The 15325-nt window shown below is 69.9% G+C and carries 14 protein-coding genes; 9 read left to right on the forward strand and 5 right to left on the reverse strand.

Features of this window, described 5'->3' with window-relative positions; translation table 11 throughout:
* Window positions 1-193: 193 nt before the first annotated feature.
* Genes CFP66_RS00460 through CFP66_RS00475 form a run of 4 tightly spaced genes read left to right on the forward strand, consistent with a single transcriptional unit; the run spans window position 194 to window position 3117 of the window.
* Entirely contained in the window at window positions 194-1195 is a 1002-nt protein-coding gene (locus tag CFP66_RS00460; protein ID WP_233159025.1) for an aldo/keto reductase, read from the forward strand.
* Between the two features lie 4 nt (window positions 1196-1199).
* Complete coding sequence (locus tag CFP66_RS00465) at window positions 1200-1709, forward strand: SDR family NAD(P)-dependent oxidoreductase (RefSeq protein WP_094919769.1); 510 nt, start codon at window positions 1200-1202, stop codon at window positions 1707-1709.
* On the forward strand, window positions 1706-1906 hold the full coding sequence (locus CFP66_RS00470) for a hypothetical protein (protein WP_233159026.1): 201 nt from the start codon (window positions 1706-1708) through the stop codon (window positions 1904-1906). The genes CFP66_RS00465 and CFP66_RS00470 overlap by 4 nt, the downstream gene beginning before the upstream one ends.
* 2 nt (window positions 1907-1908) lie before the next feature.
* Window positions 1909-3117, forward strand: coding sequence for a sorbosone dehydrogenase family protein (locus tag CFP66_RS00475; protein ID WP_233159027.1), 1209 nt, complete (start codon window positions 1909-1911; stop codon window positions 3115-3117).
* Window positions 3118-3231: 114 nt separating this feature from the next.
* On the opposite strand, the gene CFP66_RS00480 is transcribed toward CFP66_RS00475, so the two are convergent.
* A complete protein-coding gene (locus CFP66_RS00480) occupies window positions 3232-3741 on the reverse strand; it encodes a MarR family winged helix-turn-helix transcriptional regulator (RefSeq protein ID WP_094919771.1) in 510 nt (169 codons plus the stop codon).
* Between the two features lie 78 nt (window positions 3742-3819).
* Here CFP66_RS00480 and CFP66_RS00485 point away from each other — a divergent pair, with 78 nt between their 5' ends.
* From CFP66_RS00485 to CFP66_RS00500, 4 genes are all read left to right on the forward strand, one after another.
* Entirely contained in the window at window positions 3820-5484 is a 1665-nt protein-coding gene (locus tag CFP66_RS00485; protein WP_198961178.1) for a CocE/NonD family hydrolase, read from the forward strand.
* Window positions 5485-5583: 99 nt separating this feature from the next.
* Window positions 5584-6477 (forward strand): LysR family transcriptional regulator, encoded by an 894-nt coding sequence (locus CFP66_RS00490; protein WP_094919772.1) that lies wholly within the window; start codon window positions 5584-5586, stop codon window positions 6475-6477.
* Window positions 6478-6594: 117 nt separating this feature from the next.
* Window positions 6595-7188: a carboxymuconolactone decarboxylase family protein gene (locus CFP66_RS00495; RefSeq protein WP_094919773.1), complete on the forward strand. Its 594-nt coding sequence runs from the start codon at window positions 6595-6597 to the stop codon at window positions 7186-7188.
* Window positions 7146-8183 carry a hypothetical protein gene (locus CFP66_RS00500; RefSeq protein WP_233159028.1) on the forward strand — a complete coding sequence of 346 codons (1038 nt, stop codon included), beginning with the start codon at window positions 7146-7148 and terminating at the stop codon, window positions 8181-8183. The genes CFP66_RS00495 and CFP66_RS00500 overlap by 43 nt, the downstream gene beginning before the upstream one ends.
* A gap of 259 nt (window positions 8184-8442) precedes the next feature.
* Here the strand turns inward: CFP66_RS00500 and CFP66_RS00505 are convergent, their stop codons facing one another.
* From CFP66_RS00505 to CFP66_RS00515, 3 genes are all read right to left on the reverse strand, one after another.
* Window positions 8443-9714 carry an HNH endonuclease signature motif containing protein gene (locus CFP66_RS00505; RefSeq protein ID WP_094919775.1) on the reverse strand — a complete coding sequence of 424 codons (1272 nt, stop codon included), beginning with the start codon at window positions 9712-9714 and terminating at the stop codon, window positions 8443-8445.
* Between the two features lie 347 nt (window positions 9715-10061).
* Window positions 10062-10562, reverse strand: coding sequence for an SRPBCC family protein (locus CFP66_RS00510; protein WP_198961179.1), 501 nt, complete (start codon window positions 10560-10562; stop codon window positions 10062-10064).
* A 42-nt stretch (window positions 10563-10604) separates the two neighbouring features.
* Window positions 10605-11555: an MBL fold metallo-hydrolase gene (locus CFP66_RS00515; protein ID WP_094919777.1), complete on the reverse strand. Its 951-nt coding sequence runs from the start codon at window positions 11553-11555 to the stop codon at window positions 10605-10607.
* Between the two features lie 139 nt (window positions 11556-11694).
* Here CFP66_RS00515 and CFP66_RS00520 point away from each other — a divergent pair, with 139 nt between their 5' ends.
* A complete protein-coding gene (locus CFP66_RS00520; protein ID WP_094919778.1) occupies window positions 11695-14472 on the forward strand; it encodes a LuxR family transcriptional regulator in 2778 nt (925 codons plus the stop codon).
* A 9-nt stretch (window positions 14473-14481) separates the two neighbouring features.
* On the opposite strand, the gene CFP66_RS00525 is transcribed toward CFP66_RS00520, so the two are convergent.
* Window positions 14482-15321 (reverse strand): carotenoid biosynthesis protein, encoded by an 840-nt coding sequence (locus CFP66_RS00525; protein WP_094919779.1) that lies wholly within the window; start codon window positions 15319-15321, stop codon window positions 14482-14484.
* Window positions 15322-15325: the final 4 nt, after the last annotated feature.

Genomic DNA, 15325 nt, shown 5'->3' on the forward strand with positions numbered 1-15325 from the left:
CACGTCACGGCTGCCGTGCTCAACGGTGTGGTCGAGCACCACGCCGTCGTCGATGCCGCGCCCAGCCCTCCTTTGAGCTGCTATCACCGGTAACACTTGTCAGTTAGCAGTGTTGCGTTATCACTGCCAACATGGTTGGGTTATCAGCGGTTGCTGCGAACCCCGCAACAGCCCAACCGACAAGGAGCGAGCATTGGACACGCGCACACTGGGCACCGGCGGTCCGGAGGTGTCTGCGCTGGGCCTCGGCGCGATGGGCATGTCCGACCTCTACGGCCCTGCCGACGAGGCCGAGAGCATCGCCACGATCCACGCGGCCATCGACGCCGGGATCACCCTGATCGACACGGGCGACTTCTACGGCTCCGGCCACAACGAGATGCTGATCCGCGATGCGCTCTCGCAGCGCAGCCGCGACGACGTCGTGATCAGCGTCAAGTTCGGCAGCAGACGAAGCCCCGACGGTGCCTTCCAACCCGTCGCGCCCGACGCCGACCCCGCCGCCGTGAAGGACCGGCTCGCCTTCACCCTGCGCCGGCTCGGCACCGACCACGTCGACATCTACCGCCCGACCCGGCTCAACCCGAACGTCCCGATCGAGGACACCGTGGGTGCCATCGCCGAGATGGTCCAGGCCGGCTACGTCCGCCACATCGGGCTCTCCGAGATCGGCGCGGCGGCCCTTCGCAGGGCCGCCGCCGTGCACCCGATCAGCGATCTGCAGATCGAGTACTCCCTGCTCTCCCGCGGGATCGAGACCGAGATCCTGCCCACGGCGCGCGAGCTCGGCATCGGTGTCACCGCCTACGGCGTGCTCTCCCGCGGCCTGCTGTCGGGCCACTGGACGCCTGGCCACCAGCTCACCGGCGGCGACTTCCGCGGGCACGTGCCCCGCTTCCAGGGGGAGAACCTGGCGACCAACCTCGCCCTCGTCGACGCGCTGCGCAAGGTCGCGGAATCAATCGGGGCGACGGTCGCACAGGTCGCCATCGCGTGGGTCGCCTCCCGTGGCAGCGACGTCGTGCCGCTCGTCGGCGCCCGGCGGCGCGACCGGCTGCAGGAATCGCTCGCCGCAGCCGACCTCGCTCTCACCCCGGACCAGGTTGCTGCGATCGAGGCAGCCGTGCCCATCGGCGCCGCCGCAGGCGACCGCTACCCCGCCCAGCAGATGGCTGTCCTCGACAGCGAGAGGTGACGGCATGTCCATCATCCTGATCACCGGTGCGGCCACCGGAATCGGCCGGGTCACCGCCGAGCGGCTGGCCGCCGACGGGCACACCGTCTACGCCAGCATGCGCGACCTCGACGGCCGCAACAGGGAGCACGCGGAGGAGGCCCGCGCCCATGCCCGGCGCGAGCACGTGGAACTGCGCGTCGTCGAGCTCGATGTGACCTCGCAGGACTCCGCCGACGCCGCCGTCGCGACCGTCCTCCGTGAAGCCGGCCAGCTGGATGTGGTCGTGCACAACGCCGGCCACCTCTACGTCGGCTACGTCGAGGCGTTCACGGCAGAGGACATCGCGCACCTGCTCGACGTCAACGCCCTCGGCGTGCAGCGGGTCAACCGCGCCGCGCTCCCCCACATGCGTGAGCGACGCAGCGGCACACTGCTCTACATCGGCAGCACGATCATCGTCAGTACGCCGCCCTTCCTGGGACCCTACGTCGCTTCCAAGGCCGCGTTCGACGCACTCGCCGTCGTGACGTGAGCTTCATCGACCTGCCCGACCCGTCGAGTCCGGCGCTCGGCGCCCGTGGCTTCGGCGAGACACCATCCACCGGCGCCACCGCGGCGATCGGCAACGCCGTCCACCACGCCACGGAACGACGCCTCCGGGAGCTACCGATCACGCAGGACAAGGTTCTGGCCGCGCTGTCCGCGCCTTCCTCCGGGGGAACATCGTGATCTTGCACCGTTCTCGCTTCGCACTGCCGACGCTGCTCGCGCTCACGCTGGCGGCAGGCTGCGCGGGCGCTCCCAGCGAGGCGTCCCCCTCCGCCTCCACCGCCGGCAGCGGTGCGCCGAGCCGCACCTATCCCGACGACGACAGCGCTCCCGCGGTCAGCCCCGTGGTCCCGCCGATGACCGCCGCACCACGAGGGCCCGTGGCCCCGGTCGAGGTCTCGACGCCGGGCTCGGTCACCGAGATGGCCTCGGGACTCCGCATGCCGTGGGGCCTGACATTCCTCCCCGACGGGTCCGCACTGGTGTCGAGCCGGGACTCCGGCGACATCAGCCACATCCCGGCCGGCGGCGGGCAGCCATCGCCGGTCGGAACGATCCCGGGCGTGACCGAGAGCGCCGAGGGCGGCCTGCTGGGCCTCGCCGCCTCCCCGGGCTTCGCTGCCGACCGGACCGTCTACGCCTACGTGTCCGCCGCCCCCACGAACCGGGTCGTCGCGGTGCAGATCGCCGAGGACCTGCGCTCGATGACCACCGGACGGATCGTGCTGGACGGGATCGGCACCGCGAACCGCCACCACGGGGGCAAGCTGGTCTTCGACCGCGACGGCAACCTCTGGATCGGCACCGGCGACGCCTTCGAGGGCAGCCGCTCCCCCGACCCGAGCTCGCTCAACGGGAAGGTCCTGCGCATCCGACCGGACGGCTCGCCGGCGAGGGGCAACCCCTCCGATACTCCGGTGTTCTCGCTGGGGCACCGCAACGTGCAGGGGATCACCTTCGGCCCGGACGGCACCGTGTACGCCTCGGAGCTCGGCCACCGAACCTGGGACGAGGTCAACGTCCTGCAGCCCGGCCTGGGCTACGGGTGGCCGGAGGCGGAGGGGACCGAGGGGGCGAACGGCGAACCGCCGATCTTCGCCCTGCACCCGGACGAGGCATCGCCGTCCGGTATCGCCTTCGCCGGCAACTCGCTGTGGATGGGTGCGCTGTCCGGGCAGCGTCTCTGGCAACTCCCGGTCAGCGCCGGGCAAGCCGCAGGAGAGCCGATCCCGCATTTCATCGGCGAGTACGGGCGGATCCGCGCCGTCGAGGTCGCACCGGACGGGGCACTGTGGATCATCACCTCCAACACCGACGAGGCGACCTGGGGAGGCACCGACCCCCGTCCCGGCGACGACCGGATCCTCCGCGTCGCACTGGCCGGCCCATGACCGGCCACCCTGGCTCGGGGCATGAGTCCCGGATCGACCCCGACGACGCTGGTTGCGGCCGTGCGGCCGTGCGGCCGCCGGTGCCGCCGGCGTAGCCGTTGACCCCTCGTTCACTCAGTGATGTTCGCCGCGCGCCTCGGCGTGTTTCTCGGCCAGCACGGCACCCATGGAGTGGTGAAGGTGCTGGAGGAAGTCGGCGAACCGGGCAAGGAGGTCGTCGGGGTAGTCCGCCATCGCGGCGTCGAGCTGGACGGCTACCGGCTCGAAGTACTCGGCGACGAGGGCGTGTGTGCGGGCGCCGGCGCGGAGGGTGGTCACGCGCCGGTCGGGGTGTTCGTGGGTGCGGCGAACGTGGTCGGCGGCCTCCAGCCGGTTGAGCAGTGCCGAGGTGGCGTTGGGGGACAACCGGATGCGCTCGCCGAGGCGGGCCGGCGTGAGCAGCTGGCCACGCTTCTCGTCGTTGGCAATCTCGATCAGGGCGGTGGCGTCGGCGGAGTGGAGCTGCAGCCAGTTGGCGAATGCACGCCGCAGGTCCGCGTAGTCGGCACCGTAGATCTTGAGGCAGTCGAGCACGCGTGCCCGCTGGTCGGCCGGCCCATCGGCATCCTCGCGCTGGTCCGTCATCCCCGCTCCTGATGGTAGGTTCGATGGTGGAACTATTCCATCGTAGCCGTTGTCGGGCTGCCCGCCGAAGGGGAAGCGATGACCCATCCCACCACGAACCTCGAGCCCCGCACCGGGACGAGCACGGGCGCCAACGTGTTCGGTGACGTCCCGGTTCCGGCGCCGGCGCAACCGCCGGTGTCGTTGATCTTCGAGCGGGACGTGCCGATCCCGATGCGGGACGGCACGGCGCTGCGGGGGAACCTGTATCGCCCGGTGGACGGTCGTCGGGCGCCGGTACTGATGAACTTCGGCCCCTACGGCAAGGACCTCTCGCTCGCGGCACGGCAAAAGGACTACTACAACGCTCTCGGCAAAGGTGTCTTCCTCAACTGGGAAACGCCTGACCCGGAGTACTGGGTGCCCCGCGGCTACGCAGTACTGCGGGTCGATTCCCGCGGCTCAGGTGCATCGCCGGGCCTGCTGGACGCGTTCTCCGCGGTGATGGCGCGTGACCACCACGATGCGATCGAGTGGGCCGGGACCCAGCCGTGGAGCACCGGCAAGGTCGGCCTGCTCGGCATCTCGTTCTACGCCATGACCCAATGGACCGTCGCGGCGCTGCAACCGCCACATCTCACGGCCATGATGCCGTGGGAAGGGGCTGTCGACGCCTACCGCGACTTCATCCGGCACGGCGGCATCCTCAACGCGGATTTCATGCGCCTGTGGGGCGGCGGCATACTCGCGGCCAAGAGCCCCGAGTCGGAAGCTGTCAACCTGTTCGACAAGTCGCGAGCACACCCGCTGGACGACGACGCCTACACCGGCTGGACCCCGGACCTCGGCAAGGTCGAGGTCCCGTTCGTGTCGGTCGGCAACTGGGGAAACCTGATGCTGCACCTCCGCGGGAACATCGAAGGCTTCGTGAACGCCGCCTCGTCTCAGAAATGGCTGCGGATCCTCGTCGGCGGCCACATCCTCCCGTTCTACTCCCCCGAGGCACTGGCCTTGCAGGAAAGCTTCTTCGGCCATTACCTGAAGGGCGAGGACACCGGCTGGCTGGACCAGCCCCCGGTCCGGGTCGCCCTGCGCGGCACGGACGGAATCAGCTGGCGCGACGACACCGAGTGGCCGCTGACCGGGACCGAGTGGAAAGACCTGTATCTCGACGCCACCGATCTCCGTCTCGGCGATTCGAGCCCTGCGGCCGACGGGGTGGTCGAGTACCCGGCACCGCAAGGGACTGTGTCGTTCCTGCTGCCGCCCGGCCACGACATCCGCGAGATCACCGGGCCGATCGCCTTGCGGCTCTGGGTGTCGTCGTCCAGCACGGACGCGGACTTCTACGTCACTCTTCGCCAGATCACCACCGACGGCACTGAGGTATTCGGGATCAACCCGGTGGACCAGCCGATCCAGCCGTTGGCGCAGGGCTGGCTCCGGGCGTCACATCGCAAGACCGATCCGGACAGGTCACTGCCGTACCGCCCGTACCTCGTCCACGACGAACAGCAGGACCTCGCACCGGACGAGATCGTTGCTGTCGACATCGAAGTCTGGCCTACCAGCATCGTCCTCGCCCCCGGCGACCAGCTCTTCCTGGAGATCAGTTCCAGCGACAACGAGACCATCCACGTCCGGATGGACTCCGACGAGCAGGAACGCCCGGCGGGACGCTTCGACGGAACCAACCGCATCCACACCGGCCCGAGCCATCCTTCCGCCCTCCGAATCCCCGTCATTCCGGCCGACCCTGCTTGACAGCCCGGCCCTTGGTACCTGCTGTCGTAGTAGGTACCGCGCGTTCTCGTCAGCCCGCCCGGCCATCGCAGGATCGACTGAAGTTGCGATGATCGGCGCATGGAGTTGCGTCAGCTGGAGTGCTTCGTCGCCGTGGTGGAGGAGTCCAGCTTCACGCGTGCCGCGGCCCGTCTGCACATCGTCCAGTCCGCGGTGTCAGCGACGATCGCGTCCCTGGAACGGGAGCTGGAAACTCGGCTGTTGCTGCGTACCACCCGCCACATCGGTCTTACCGATGCCGGGCTGCAACTGCTGCCGAAGGCACGGGCGACGCTGGAGGCGGCCCGCGACGCTCGCGAAGCGGTGCACGAGGTCAGCGGCGGGATCCGTGGCACGCTGCGCATCGGGACGATGAGCTCGCTCGGGTTGATCGACCTTCCCGGCCTGCTGGGTGAGTTCCACCGTGAGCACCCCGCTGTTTCCGTTCAGCTCGCGATCGTCGGCAACGGCTCGCCAGGACTCGTCTCGGCGCTGGCCGAGGGTCGACTCGACCTGTCGTTCGTCTCGATTCCTGGCCAGCAGCCGGCGGGAGTGCACATTCGAGATCTCACCGCCATCCCGTTGGATCTCGTTGTTCCGCGAGACCATCGCCTCGCCGCCAGGAGCGAGTTGACGATCTCCGACCTTGCCGATGAGTCGTTCATCGACTTTCCGCAGGGCTACGGTAACCGCGCTGTGGCCGATCGGGCGTTCAGCGCTGCCGGACTCGCACGCCAAGTCGCGATCGAGATCACCGACATCACCGCCGGCACCGACTTCATCCGCCACCGCCTCGGCATCGCCCTGCTCCCGCGCACCGTCCTGATTCCCGACGACGACCTCGTCGTCCTGCGCGTCACCGACGCCGACCTCGACTGGCCCATCTCATTGGCCACACCTATCGGACGCACCCCCGGGGCTGCCGCCCGGGCATTCGAGCACGTGGTCGAGCGACACCTGGCTACGAACAGCTGAGAGCACCACTCATCGCCGACACAGATCCGAGTCATCGAAAAGCGGCGTTGGACAGGACGACGCAGGTCGGTCAGCCTGGAAACAGGCACGAACGATCTGCGAACAGGAGCCATCTCAATGGCGATCCAGAGCGACGCACTCGGCGGGCGCCTCCCGCTGGCCGACCCGGCGACGTTGACACCCGCACAACAAGAACTCGTCGACTCGGTGATGGCGAACCAGTTGCCATGGGCGAACGAGAACGGGTTCCGGATCGGAACCGATGACGGCCAGCTCATCGGCCCGTTCAATACATTTCTGCTGCGGCCGGAGGTCGCGTTGCGGTTCCTCGCCTTCGCCGCCGCAGAGGCGAGCCACACCTCGCTGTCGGATACGGTGCGCGAGGCTGTGATCGTCGCCGTTGGCGCCGTGTGGGGCGCCGACTACGAGCTCTACGCCCACAAGATCCTGGCCCGCCGGATCGGCCTCTCGCCGGAGGTCATCAAGGCCTTGAGTGAGGGCGCTGTGCCGGACCAACTGGGCGAACAGGAGAAGATTGCGGTGCGCGTCGCGCGGCAACTGTTGATCCAACATCGTATTGACGACGACCTCTTCCGCGTTGCCGAGCAGGCGTTCGGCGAGCGCGGTCTGTATGACATCGGTGCGGTCATGGGTCAGTACCAAGCGGTATGCACATTGCTGACCATGTTCGCCGTACCGGCCCCCGAATAGACTCCCACACAAAGGTGACAGCAATGAATGGCAAGCCGAAGCTGGCGACGGTCGCGACGTTGCCGGAGCACTATTTCCTCGAGAACATCGTCGTCCGGGCCGACGGTTCGATCCTCGTGACCGCCCTCAATCGCAGGGAACTGTGGTGGGTGCCCGCACCCGCCGACGACGCCACCATCGGTCCCGTCCTGGTCGACCGGCTGGAGGGCTTGCCGATGAGCATCGTCGAGGCTGAGCCCGACGTGTTCTACGTCTCCTCCATGGCCCCGGCCGCCTTGGACCGTTTCGACCTGCGCGGCTGGGTCCCCGGAGCACCCGTGAACCGGACTCGCGTGCTGACATTCGCATCCCATGCAGCCGGCTTGAACGGCAGTTGTCTCCTGGCACCTGGCGTGATCCTGATCGCCGACTGTGCGGCCGGCCTCATCTGGCGGGTCGACCTGACCGAGGACGGCCTCGCCGGGACCGCCGAGGTCTGGCTCCGGCACGAGTCCATGGCACCGGGCACTGACCCGGAGCGGGCCGTCCACCTGACGCAGACCTTCTCCATCCCCTACCCGGGCGTCAACGGTGTCCGGGCCGCCGAGAAGTCCCACTACGTGTACTACACGGGCTCGTGGGAGCAGGTCTTCGCGCGCGTGGCCGTCGATCCGGTGACGCACGAGCCGGCGAGCGATCCGGAGATCGTCGCAAAGGGCATCCACGCGGTCGACGACTTCTGCATGGACGAGAACGCCGGGACCGCGTACATCACGACTCACATCGACAACACCCTCCACCGTGTCCCGCTGGACCCGGCGGCTCCCGCCACCGAAGCCGCAGTCGTGGTCGGGGACCCGATCGACCACCGGTTCCTCGGGCCGTCGAGCGCCGCCTGGGGCCGTGCACCCGGCGACTACGGTCGCGTCGCCTACTTCAGCACGGACGGTGGGCACACCCCGCCGAACCCAGCCGGGATCATCAAGCCCGCGTCGGTGGTGCGGATCGAATTCTGAGCCGACGGCCTGGTTCGCGGGAGCAGCCACACTCCTGCTGAACGTTCTGCGGTTGCTCACGACGGCGAGCAGGGCGAGCGCCGGGGCGCCCAGGAAGGCGGCGAAGAACAACGGGTTCATGAACGACACGTTGAACCGATCACCGGCACCCCCGCCGCCCGTACCCGACACTCGAAACCTCGGATCATGCGCCCGCCGGAGGATCGGAAGCGCAACGGTTGCCGGACAGCGCCGTCCGATCGCGCAGCCTCGGGGCGAGCTACGGGTTCCGGCGTGGTTTCTGTTCCGGGCATATCCATTTCGGTGGGATGAACTCGGGTAACCCGTCACGGATCCGCACCACCCACCCAGAATCGTGGATCAAGCGGTGGTGCACCTTGCACAAACTCACCAGGTTGTTCAGTTCGGTGGGCCCGCCGTGCTCCCACTCCCAGATGTGGTGGATTTCGCACCAAGAAGGTGTCCGGTCGCAGCCCGGGTGCGCGCATCCACGGTCGCGGGCGGTGACCGCCCTGCGCAACCCGTCGGGGATCACCCGGGTGGAGCGCCCCACGTCCAGGGGTTGCCCGGCGCCGTTCATGACGATGGGCACGACCGCGGCGTCACAGGCCAGCATCCGCAACGAACCCGCGGTCATGCGGCCGCCGAAGTCGAGCATCGCCGAACGGGCGCGGGTTTCGAGGTCCTCGAGCCGGATCAACACGTTCAAGTGCGGCCGCCGGCCACCGGCGTCGGGCAGGGTGGCGTGGTCGGCATGGGCGAGGACGAACCCACACGCATCCGCGAGGGCCTCGGCCTGACGCTGCCCCGTCGATCGCTGATCATCCCGGCCGAGAGGCTTCGCCTTGGCGTCGATCACAGTGGCGATCGCATCGAACATCGCCGCATCGTCGAACTGACCGCTGATCGTGCCGCCCGACCCGTCGCGACGCTTACGGACCTGCAGCCGGTTGACCGGCTCCGGCGGGTTGTCATCAGGCTCGGGGCCGTCGCCGTCGAGCGCCTCCAGGAGCTGGGTGCCCAGCTTGCGTAGTTGCCCGGGCGAGTACTCGCCGGCCATACCGGCCAGCTGCTCTTCCAACCCCGCCCGCTGCCAGTCGGTGATCCGCCCGGCCTCGGGAGTGTTGAGCAGGGCGGCGATGACTTCGACGTGACGCAGCCCGGCCTGCCCGGCGGCGAACGCCTTCCCCGTCGCCGGGAGCCGGGCGGGCAGCACGGTGCCGTCGAGCCCGATCTGCTCACACGCCTGCTCCGCGGCCACCACCCGGCGGCGGGCTTCGTAGGAGTCGCAGCCCAGCAGGTCGGTGAGTGCGCTTTCGGGTTTGCGGTAGCCGCGTTCGGCGAAGGTGCCTCGGCGTTGCAGGGCGGCGGTGGTGGAAACGGTGAGGTGGTCGTGTTGTCGGGACATGCCTTCACCGATGGTGAGCACCGACAGCAGTTCCGCATCTGAGGTCAGGGGGTTTTCCGCGGCCTGCCGGAATGCGTCGAACGCCTCTTGGAGGTGTTCGTACGCGGCGGCGACTGCGGACATGCTCCAAGTTTAGTCGAACGAGTGTTCGATAGCATGGGTCTGTTCGGGTGGTCCCCCATTTGCAATAGTGAACGGTGCAGCGGAAGACGCAGGGGGCGCGAGCGTCCCGGCGTCCCGGCGCTCGCAGCCTGCAGCCGCACCACCCCGCACCCGGGCACTCACTCGCAGTGGGCCCGGCGCCGAGGCCGACCCCCGCGCCGAGGACGGCCGGGACGGGCACAACCCACGAAACTCGTGGTCGTTCGCGCGGCCGTCCCCCGATATTCGGACCCGGCCACCCCGCCGACGGGCAGGAGCAGCCGAACCCGGCCGACTGCGCGGCCCGGACGTACGGCGATCGCTCGCGGTCAGCCTGCCGGGCGATCGGCGATCCAGCTCGCCAGGGAGACGAGGGTCGCCTCGACGCTGGCGATCGTGGCGTCCCGCAGGTCGTCGAGGTCCCGGTAGGTGCCGCCCAGGACCGGATCAGCGGCGATGAGCTGCCAGGTCAGTGCCACCAGTGTCCCGGAGCCGTAGGAGGTGAACGTCCAGCGCCACCGCACGATCGGGACGGGCACGGAGCCGAGCACGGTGTAGGCGAACTCGGAGCCGGGCTCGGCGACCGTGACCTGCGACCGGCTGTCCCACTCGTTGCCCGACCTGCGGTTGCGGCCGCTGAACCAGGCGCCCGGCCGGGGGCCGGCCCCCTCGTCGTACCGGGCCAGGATGGCGTTCGGGCTCCACTGGCTGATGTGGGACACCGTGCTGATCAGGTCGTACACCTCGGCCGGTGGGGCCGCCAGCCAGGTCTGTCGGGTGAAGCCGTATCCGGAGACGTCGAGGGTCGGAGCGGTGGTCTCGGTGGTCACGTGGTTCCTCTCGTTGCGCAGGCGGGCCGGGGCGTGCCCGGGTCAGGTGCGGGAGAACGGCGCCCAGGCGGCGATCTCGTAGCTGCCTCCGGCACGGCGCAGTTCGAACGCGCCGTGTCCGGGCAGGTGGGCGGGGAGCACGAGCGCGTTGTGCTCGGCGGCGTGCGCGAACATCCGTGCCCGGCTGGCGCGGGCGCCGTCCTCGTCCTCCTCGAAGCAGCTGTTGATGTGCGGCTCGTGGATCTGGATGGCGCCGTGCAGGAGGTCGCCCGCGAAGATCGCGCGATCGCCGGCGGACTCCAGGTGGATGATCGAGGCGCCCGGGGTGTGCCCGGGTGCGAGTTCCAGGCGGAGGTTGGAGTCGATGGTGTGGGACTCGTCCCACGTCTTGACGAGTCCCGCCTCGATCACCGGGTCGATGCTGTCCTCGTAGACGTTCTGGTTGCCCCGGCCGAACACCGTGTTGTGCAGGTTCTCCGGCTTCCAGTACTCGAAGTCGCGCTGCGGCATGAGGTAGGTGGCGTTGGGGAAGGTGGGCACCCAGTCCCGGCCCTCGAGGCGCGTGTTCCACCCGACGTGGTCGTCGTGCAGGTGGGTGTTGACGACGATGTCGACGTCCTCGGGCCGCACACCGGCGGCCGCGAGGTTGTCCAGGTAGTCGGTGTCCATGTAGGACCAGATCGGCTGCAGCGGTCGGTACTTGCCGTTGCCGGCACCGGTGTCGATCAGGATGATCTTTCCCTCGCTGCGCAGCACCCAGGTCTGCGTCGCGGCCCGCGTCAGGTCGGTCGTCGCATCCCAGTGGTGCGGGTCCAGCACGGCCGCGTGGCGCTGCCACTCCTCCGACTTACTGCCGGGGAAGAAGACGTCGGTGGTCATGGGCGTGGTCTCGGAGAACTCCATGACGCGGGTGATCTGGACGTCGCCGAGCTCGATGGTCGTGACGCGCGGCGCGGCGGGGTCGTGTCGAGACGACCCGGATCCGGTGGGCATGGTTCTCCTTCGGTCGGTTCCTTGCTCTTCCAGCTTCGGCTCGCCGGGGTGGAAGCGGTATCGGACACGTGACTGCACTCGGCGGGCCGCTGCGGCTGCCGTTGGTAGCGTCTGAGGGGTCCGTGACTCTGGAGAACCGATGGCCGAACCCGCCTGGGGCGCACGCACCGAGAGCTCGTCGGGCGACCCCTCCAGCGCGGATGTCGCACACCCGGTGGAGCTGCGTCGACTCCTCGAGGCGGTCACCGATGCCCACTCGGGGCGCACCGTCGTCGTGTCGGGTGAGCCCGGGATCGGCAAGTCCACGCTCCTGGACCAGGTCGCCCAGCGGGTCAAGGCTTCCGGCAGTGCCGTGCTGCGCGCGGGCGGCAGTCCGGCGGAGGCCGACCTGCCCTTCGCCACCCTGCACCAGCTGCTGCGTCCGGTCGGCGGCGCGATCACCGAGCTGCCCGTGCGCCAGCGCACGGCCCTCCAGGCGGCCTTCGGCCTCGGAACGCCCGGCGACCCGCCCGACCCGATGCTCATCGGGGTCGCCGTCCTCACGCTCCTGTCCGACCTCGCCACCGGATCGCCGGTCCTGGTGCTGCTCGACGACGCCCAGTGGGCCGACCACGCTTCGCTGGACGTGCTCGCTTTCGTCGCCCGGCGGACCGGCGACGATCCCGTGTCGATCGTGATCGCCACCGAGGACGGTGCCGCTCCTGCCGGCTTCGACGCCCACTGGCCGGCGCTCGAACTCGCCCCCCTCGACCGCGCGGCCGCGGCGAGGCTGCTGAACCGGCAACCCCGGCCACCGGACGACGAGGCCCGAGCGATCGTGCTCGACCAGAGCGAGGGCAACCCACTGGCTCTCGTCGAACTCGCCAGGACCGCCGGTTCCGACGCAGACACGTTGACCAGCGGCAACCCGCTGCCCATCGCGGCCCGCCTGGAGCGCCGATGGATCGGCCGGCTGGCCGGGTTGGAACCGGCTGCCCGGCATTCCCTACTGGTGCTGGCGGTCGCCACCGACGACCCCGCCGAACCCGTTCTGGCCCTGTTGCCCGGGGCGACCGACCGGATGTGGACGGCTGCGGAGGGGGCCGGCCTCGTCCGCCGCTGCGGCAATCGTGTCTCCTTCCGGCACCCGCTGATCCGCTCGGCCGTCTACCAGGCGGCGTCGTTCGACGAGCGCCGTGCCGCCCACCACGCGTTGGCATCCGCGCTGACCGAGGACCCCGACAGGCGCGCCTGGCACCTGGCGGCCGCCACCACAGGAGCGGATCACGAGGTGGCCGCCGCGCTCGAACGCAGCGCCGGGAGGGCGCGGCGCCGAGGTGGGTACGCCGCGGCTGCGCGCGCGCTGGAGCGGGCCGCGGAGCTGAGCGCCGACCGGGCGGACCGCGTCCGGCTGATCGCCTCGGCGACGGACCTGGCCGTGATGACGGGACAGCTCGCCTGGGTGGAACGGCTGGCCACGCGCACCCGGGCGTGGACGGACGAGCCGGCACCGCTGGCCGTGTCCGCGCTGCAGACGGGGCGGCTCATGTCCTTGACCAGTTCCCACGCAGCCGCGTTCCGGCAGCTGATGTCCGCGGCCCGGCAGTTGACGGCCCACCAGCCCGAAGGCGCGCTGCAGGCCCTCGCCGCAGCCGCCGTGGTCCGCTTCTACTCGGGTGCGGAGTCGCAACGCGACGAGATCGAAGCCGCCCTGTCCGACGTCCTGGGTGCTCTGCCCGCCACATCGGTCCCGCTGTTGGGACGCTGGCTCATGGCGGTGGCCGATCCCTTCGGCAGCGCCGGCCTGAGGGCGGAGCTGACCCAGCTGATCACCGCCGCTCGGCAGCAACCGGAACAGCTGCACCTGCTGGCGGTCGCGGCCTGGATCCTGGACGAGTCCGACCTCGCGGTCCAGACCTTCGACGCGGCCCTGGCCCTGTGGTCGTCCGCGGGCCCCCTGCCCGACGGACTCGGTGGCGTGGCGGCACTGGCCTTCCTGGAGCACGGTCGGGTGGCGCGAGCCCAGGCTCTCTGCGCCGAGCTCGCCGCCGTCGCCGAGATGTACGGACTCGACCACGCGGCAGCGTGCGCCGACGCCGTCAACGCGATGGGATCGGCGCTGTGCGGCAATACCGTGAATGCGCGCGAACTGGCGGCTCGTGCGTTGTCGCTGATCGATCCGACCGAGAGCCGGTCCGTCGCGGTCTACGCGCACCGCGCGTTGGGGATCTCCGAGGCCGTGACGGGGAACCACGACGGCGCCTACGCCCACTTCCGTGCCGCCTTCGACGTCCACGGCGGGCCGCTGCACTACCACGCATCCATCGCCGCCCTGCCGGAGCTCGCAGCGGCGGCAGTGCGCACCGGGCACCAGCAGCAGGCAGCCGAGATCGTCGAGAACACGGTCCGCTCCGTGGGGACCCGCTCCGCACGCGCCCGAGCGCTCCTCCACCACAGCCAGGCACTGCTCGCTGATCCGAACCACGCGGAAACGCACTTCCGGGCCGCCCTCGCTCTCTCCACGCCCACCAACCAGCCGTTCGAGCATGCGCTGATCCTGCTCGACTTCGCGGAATGGCTGCGTCGCCGCCGCCGCATCGCGAAGGCGCGTCAGTTGCTGAACGAGTGCCACGGCGTCTTCCGTCGACTGGACGCCCAACCGTGGGTGGCACGGACCGAGGCCGAACTGCGGGCAACCGGAGCACAGGTAGCCGCAGTGGAGCCCCAGGCCTTCGCCGAACTCACTCCGCAGCAACAACAGGTTGTTCGCCTGGCCGCGCGCGGCCGGACCAACAGGGAGATCGGCGAGAACCTGTTCCTCTCTCCCCGCACCGTGAGCTCGCACCTGTACCGGGCGTTTCCCAAGCTCGGGATCACTGCACGCTCACAGTTGCGGGACGTCCTCGACGCGGCGACCGCGGGCAGCAGCAGATCCTGAGCTCCCGCACTACGAGGGGGTTGCCACGTCGCGCCTGGCGAGCACGCAGGCCAGCGCCATGAGCGCCGGGATCCCCATGCTGAACATCCCCACGATGACGGCGGTCTCCTGGATGTCGGACACCAGGAAGCTCCGCCCGGCCACCGTCACCGCGTCCGCCGGGCCCGCCGGTGCGGTCACGAAGGTGACGACGGCGGGTAGGTACACGCCGAGCCACACCACGGGCGGCAGCACCGAGGTCGAACCGAGCCGCCGCGCGGGCGGCCCGAGCAGCGCGAAGAGCTGGAACGCCACCCACCCCGTCACCGCCCAACCCAGGAAGTTCGTCAGCGGCACCCCGAACAACCCGCCCGGGTCCCCGAAGCTCCACCGGCCCTCCACCGTGGCACCGGTCGGGTCGATCACGGCGTCGTAGCCCGCGAGCACCAGGGCGGCCACCGGCGGGACCACGAACCGCGCCGGCCCGGTCAGGCTGCCGGGTCGGTCGCCGACGATCACCAGCCGGGCGATCGACCACGCCACGTACCCCGCGACGCCGTACACGATCGGCACCGTGGGCGGGACGCCGAGGATCTGCAGGCCGGGGCCGTCGTGGGTGAAGGACCCGAAGGGAAACCCCGTCGCGATCGACAGCGCCTCGAACGCGAACGCCACCGGGTACGCGCAGGCGAAGAAGCCCAGGACGCCGAGCCGCCCGTAGGTCAGGCTGCCGTGCGCGAGCAGGAAGAGGATCAGCCCGAGCATCCCCAGCATCATCGGCAGGGCCGAACCCGGGACGAGCAGGGGCGCGAGCCCGGCGGCCACGACGATGGCCGCAGCGCCCCAGACCGCGACGTCACGCCTCGTCATGGCG

Origin of the sequence: Pseudonocardia sp. MH-G8, from assembly GCF_002262885.1 — a bacterium.
Taxonomy (GTDB): Bacteria; Actinomycetota; Actinomycetes; order Mycobacteriales; family Pseudonocardiaceae; genus Pseudonocardia.

Coding starts and splice junctions, on each gene's coding strand:
- CFP66_RS00490 (WP_094919772.1), top strand. CDS start 5,584: ATGGAGTTGCGTCAGCTGGAGTGCTTCGTCGCCGTGGTGGAGGAGTCC.
- CFP66_RS00525 (WP_094919779.1), bottom strand. CDS start 15,321: ATGACGAGGCGTGACGTCGCGGTCTGGGGCGCTGCGGCCATCGTCGTG.
- CFP66_RS00515 (WP_094919777.1), bottom strand. CDS start 11,555: ATGCCCACCGGATCCGGGTCGTCTCGACACGACCCCGCCGCGCCGCGC.
- CFP66_RS00480 (WP_094919771.1), bottom strand. CDS start 3,741: ATGACGGACCAGCGCGAGGATGCCGATGGGCCGGCCGACCAGCGGGCA.
- CFP66_RS00500 (WP_233159028.1), top strand. CDS start 7,146: ATGCACATTGCTGACCATGTTCGCCGTACCGGCCCCCGAATAGACTCC.
- CFP66_RS00505 (WP_094919775.1), bottom strand. CDS start 9,714: ATGTCCGCAGTCGCCGCCGCGTACGAACACCTCCAAGAGGCGTTCGAC.
- CFP66_RS00495 (WP_094919773.1), top strand. CDS start 6,595: ATGGCGATCCAGAGCGACGCACTCGGCGGGCGCCTCCCGCTGGCCGAC.
- CFP66_RS00485 (WP_198961178.1), top strand. CDS start 3,820: ATGACCCATCCCACCACGAACCTCGAGCCCCGCACCGGGACGAGCACG.
- CFP66_RS00520 (WP_094919778.1), top strand. CDS start 11,695: ATGGCCGAACCCGCCTGGGGCGCACGCACCGAGAGCTCGTCGGGCGAC.
- CFP66_RS00465 (WP_094919769.1), top strand. CDS start 1,200: ATGTCCATCATCCTGATCACCGGTGCGGCCACCGGAATCGGCCGGGTC.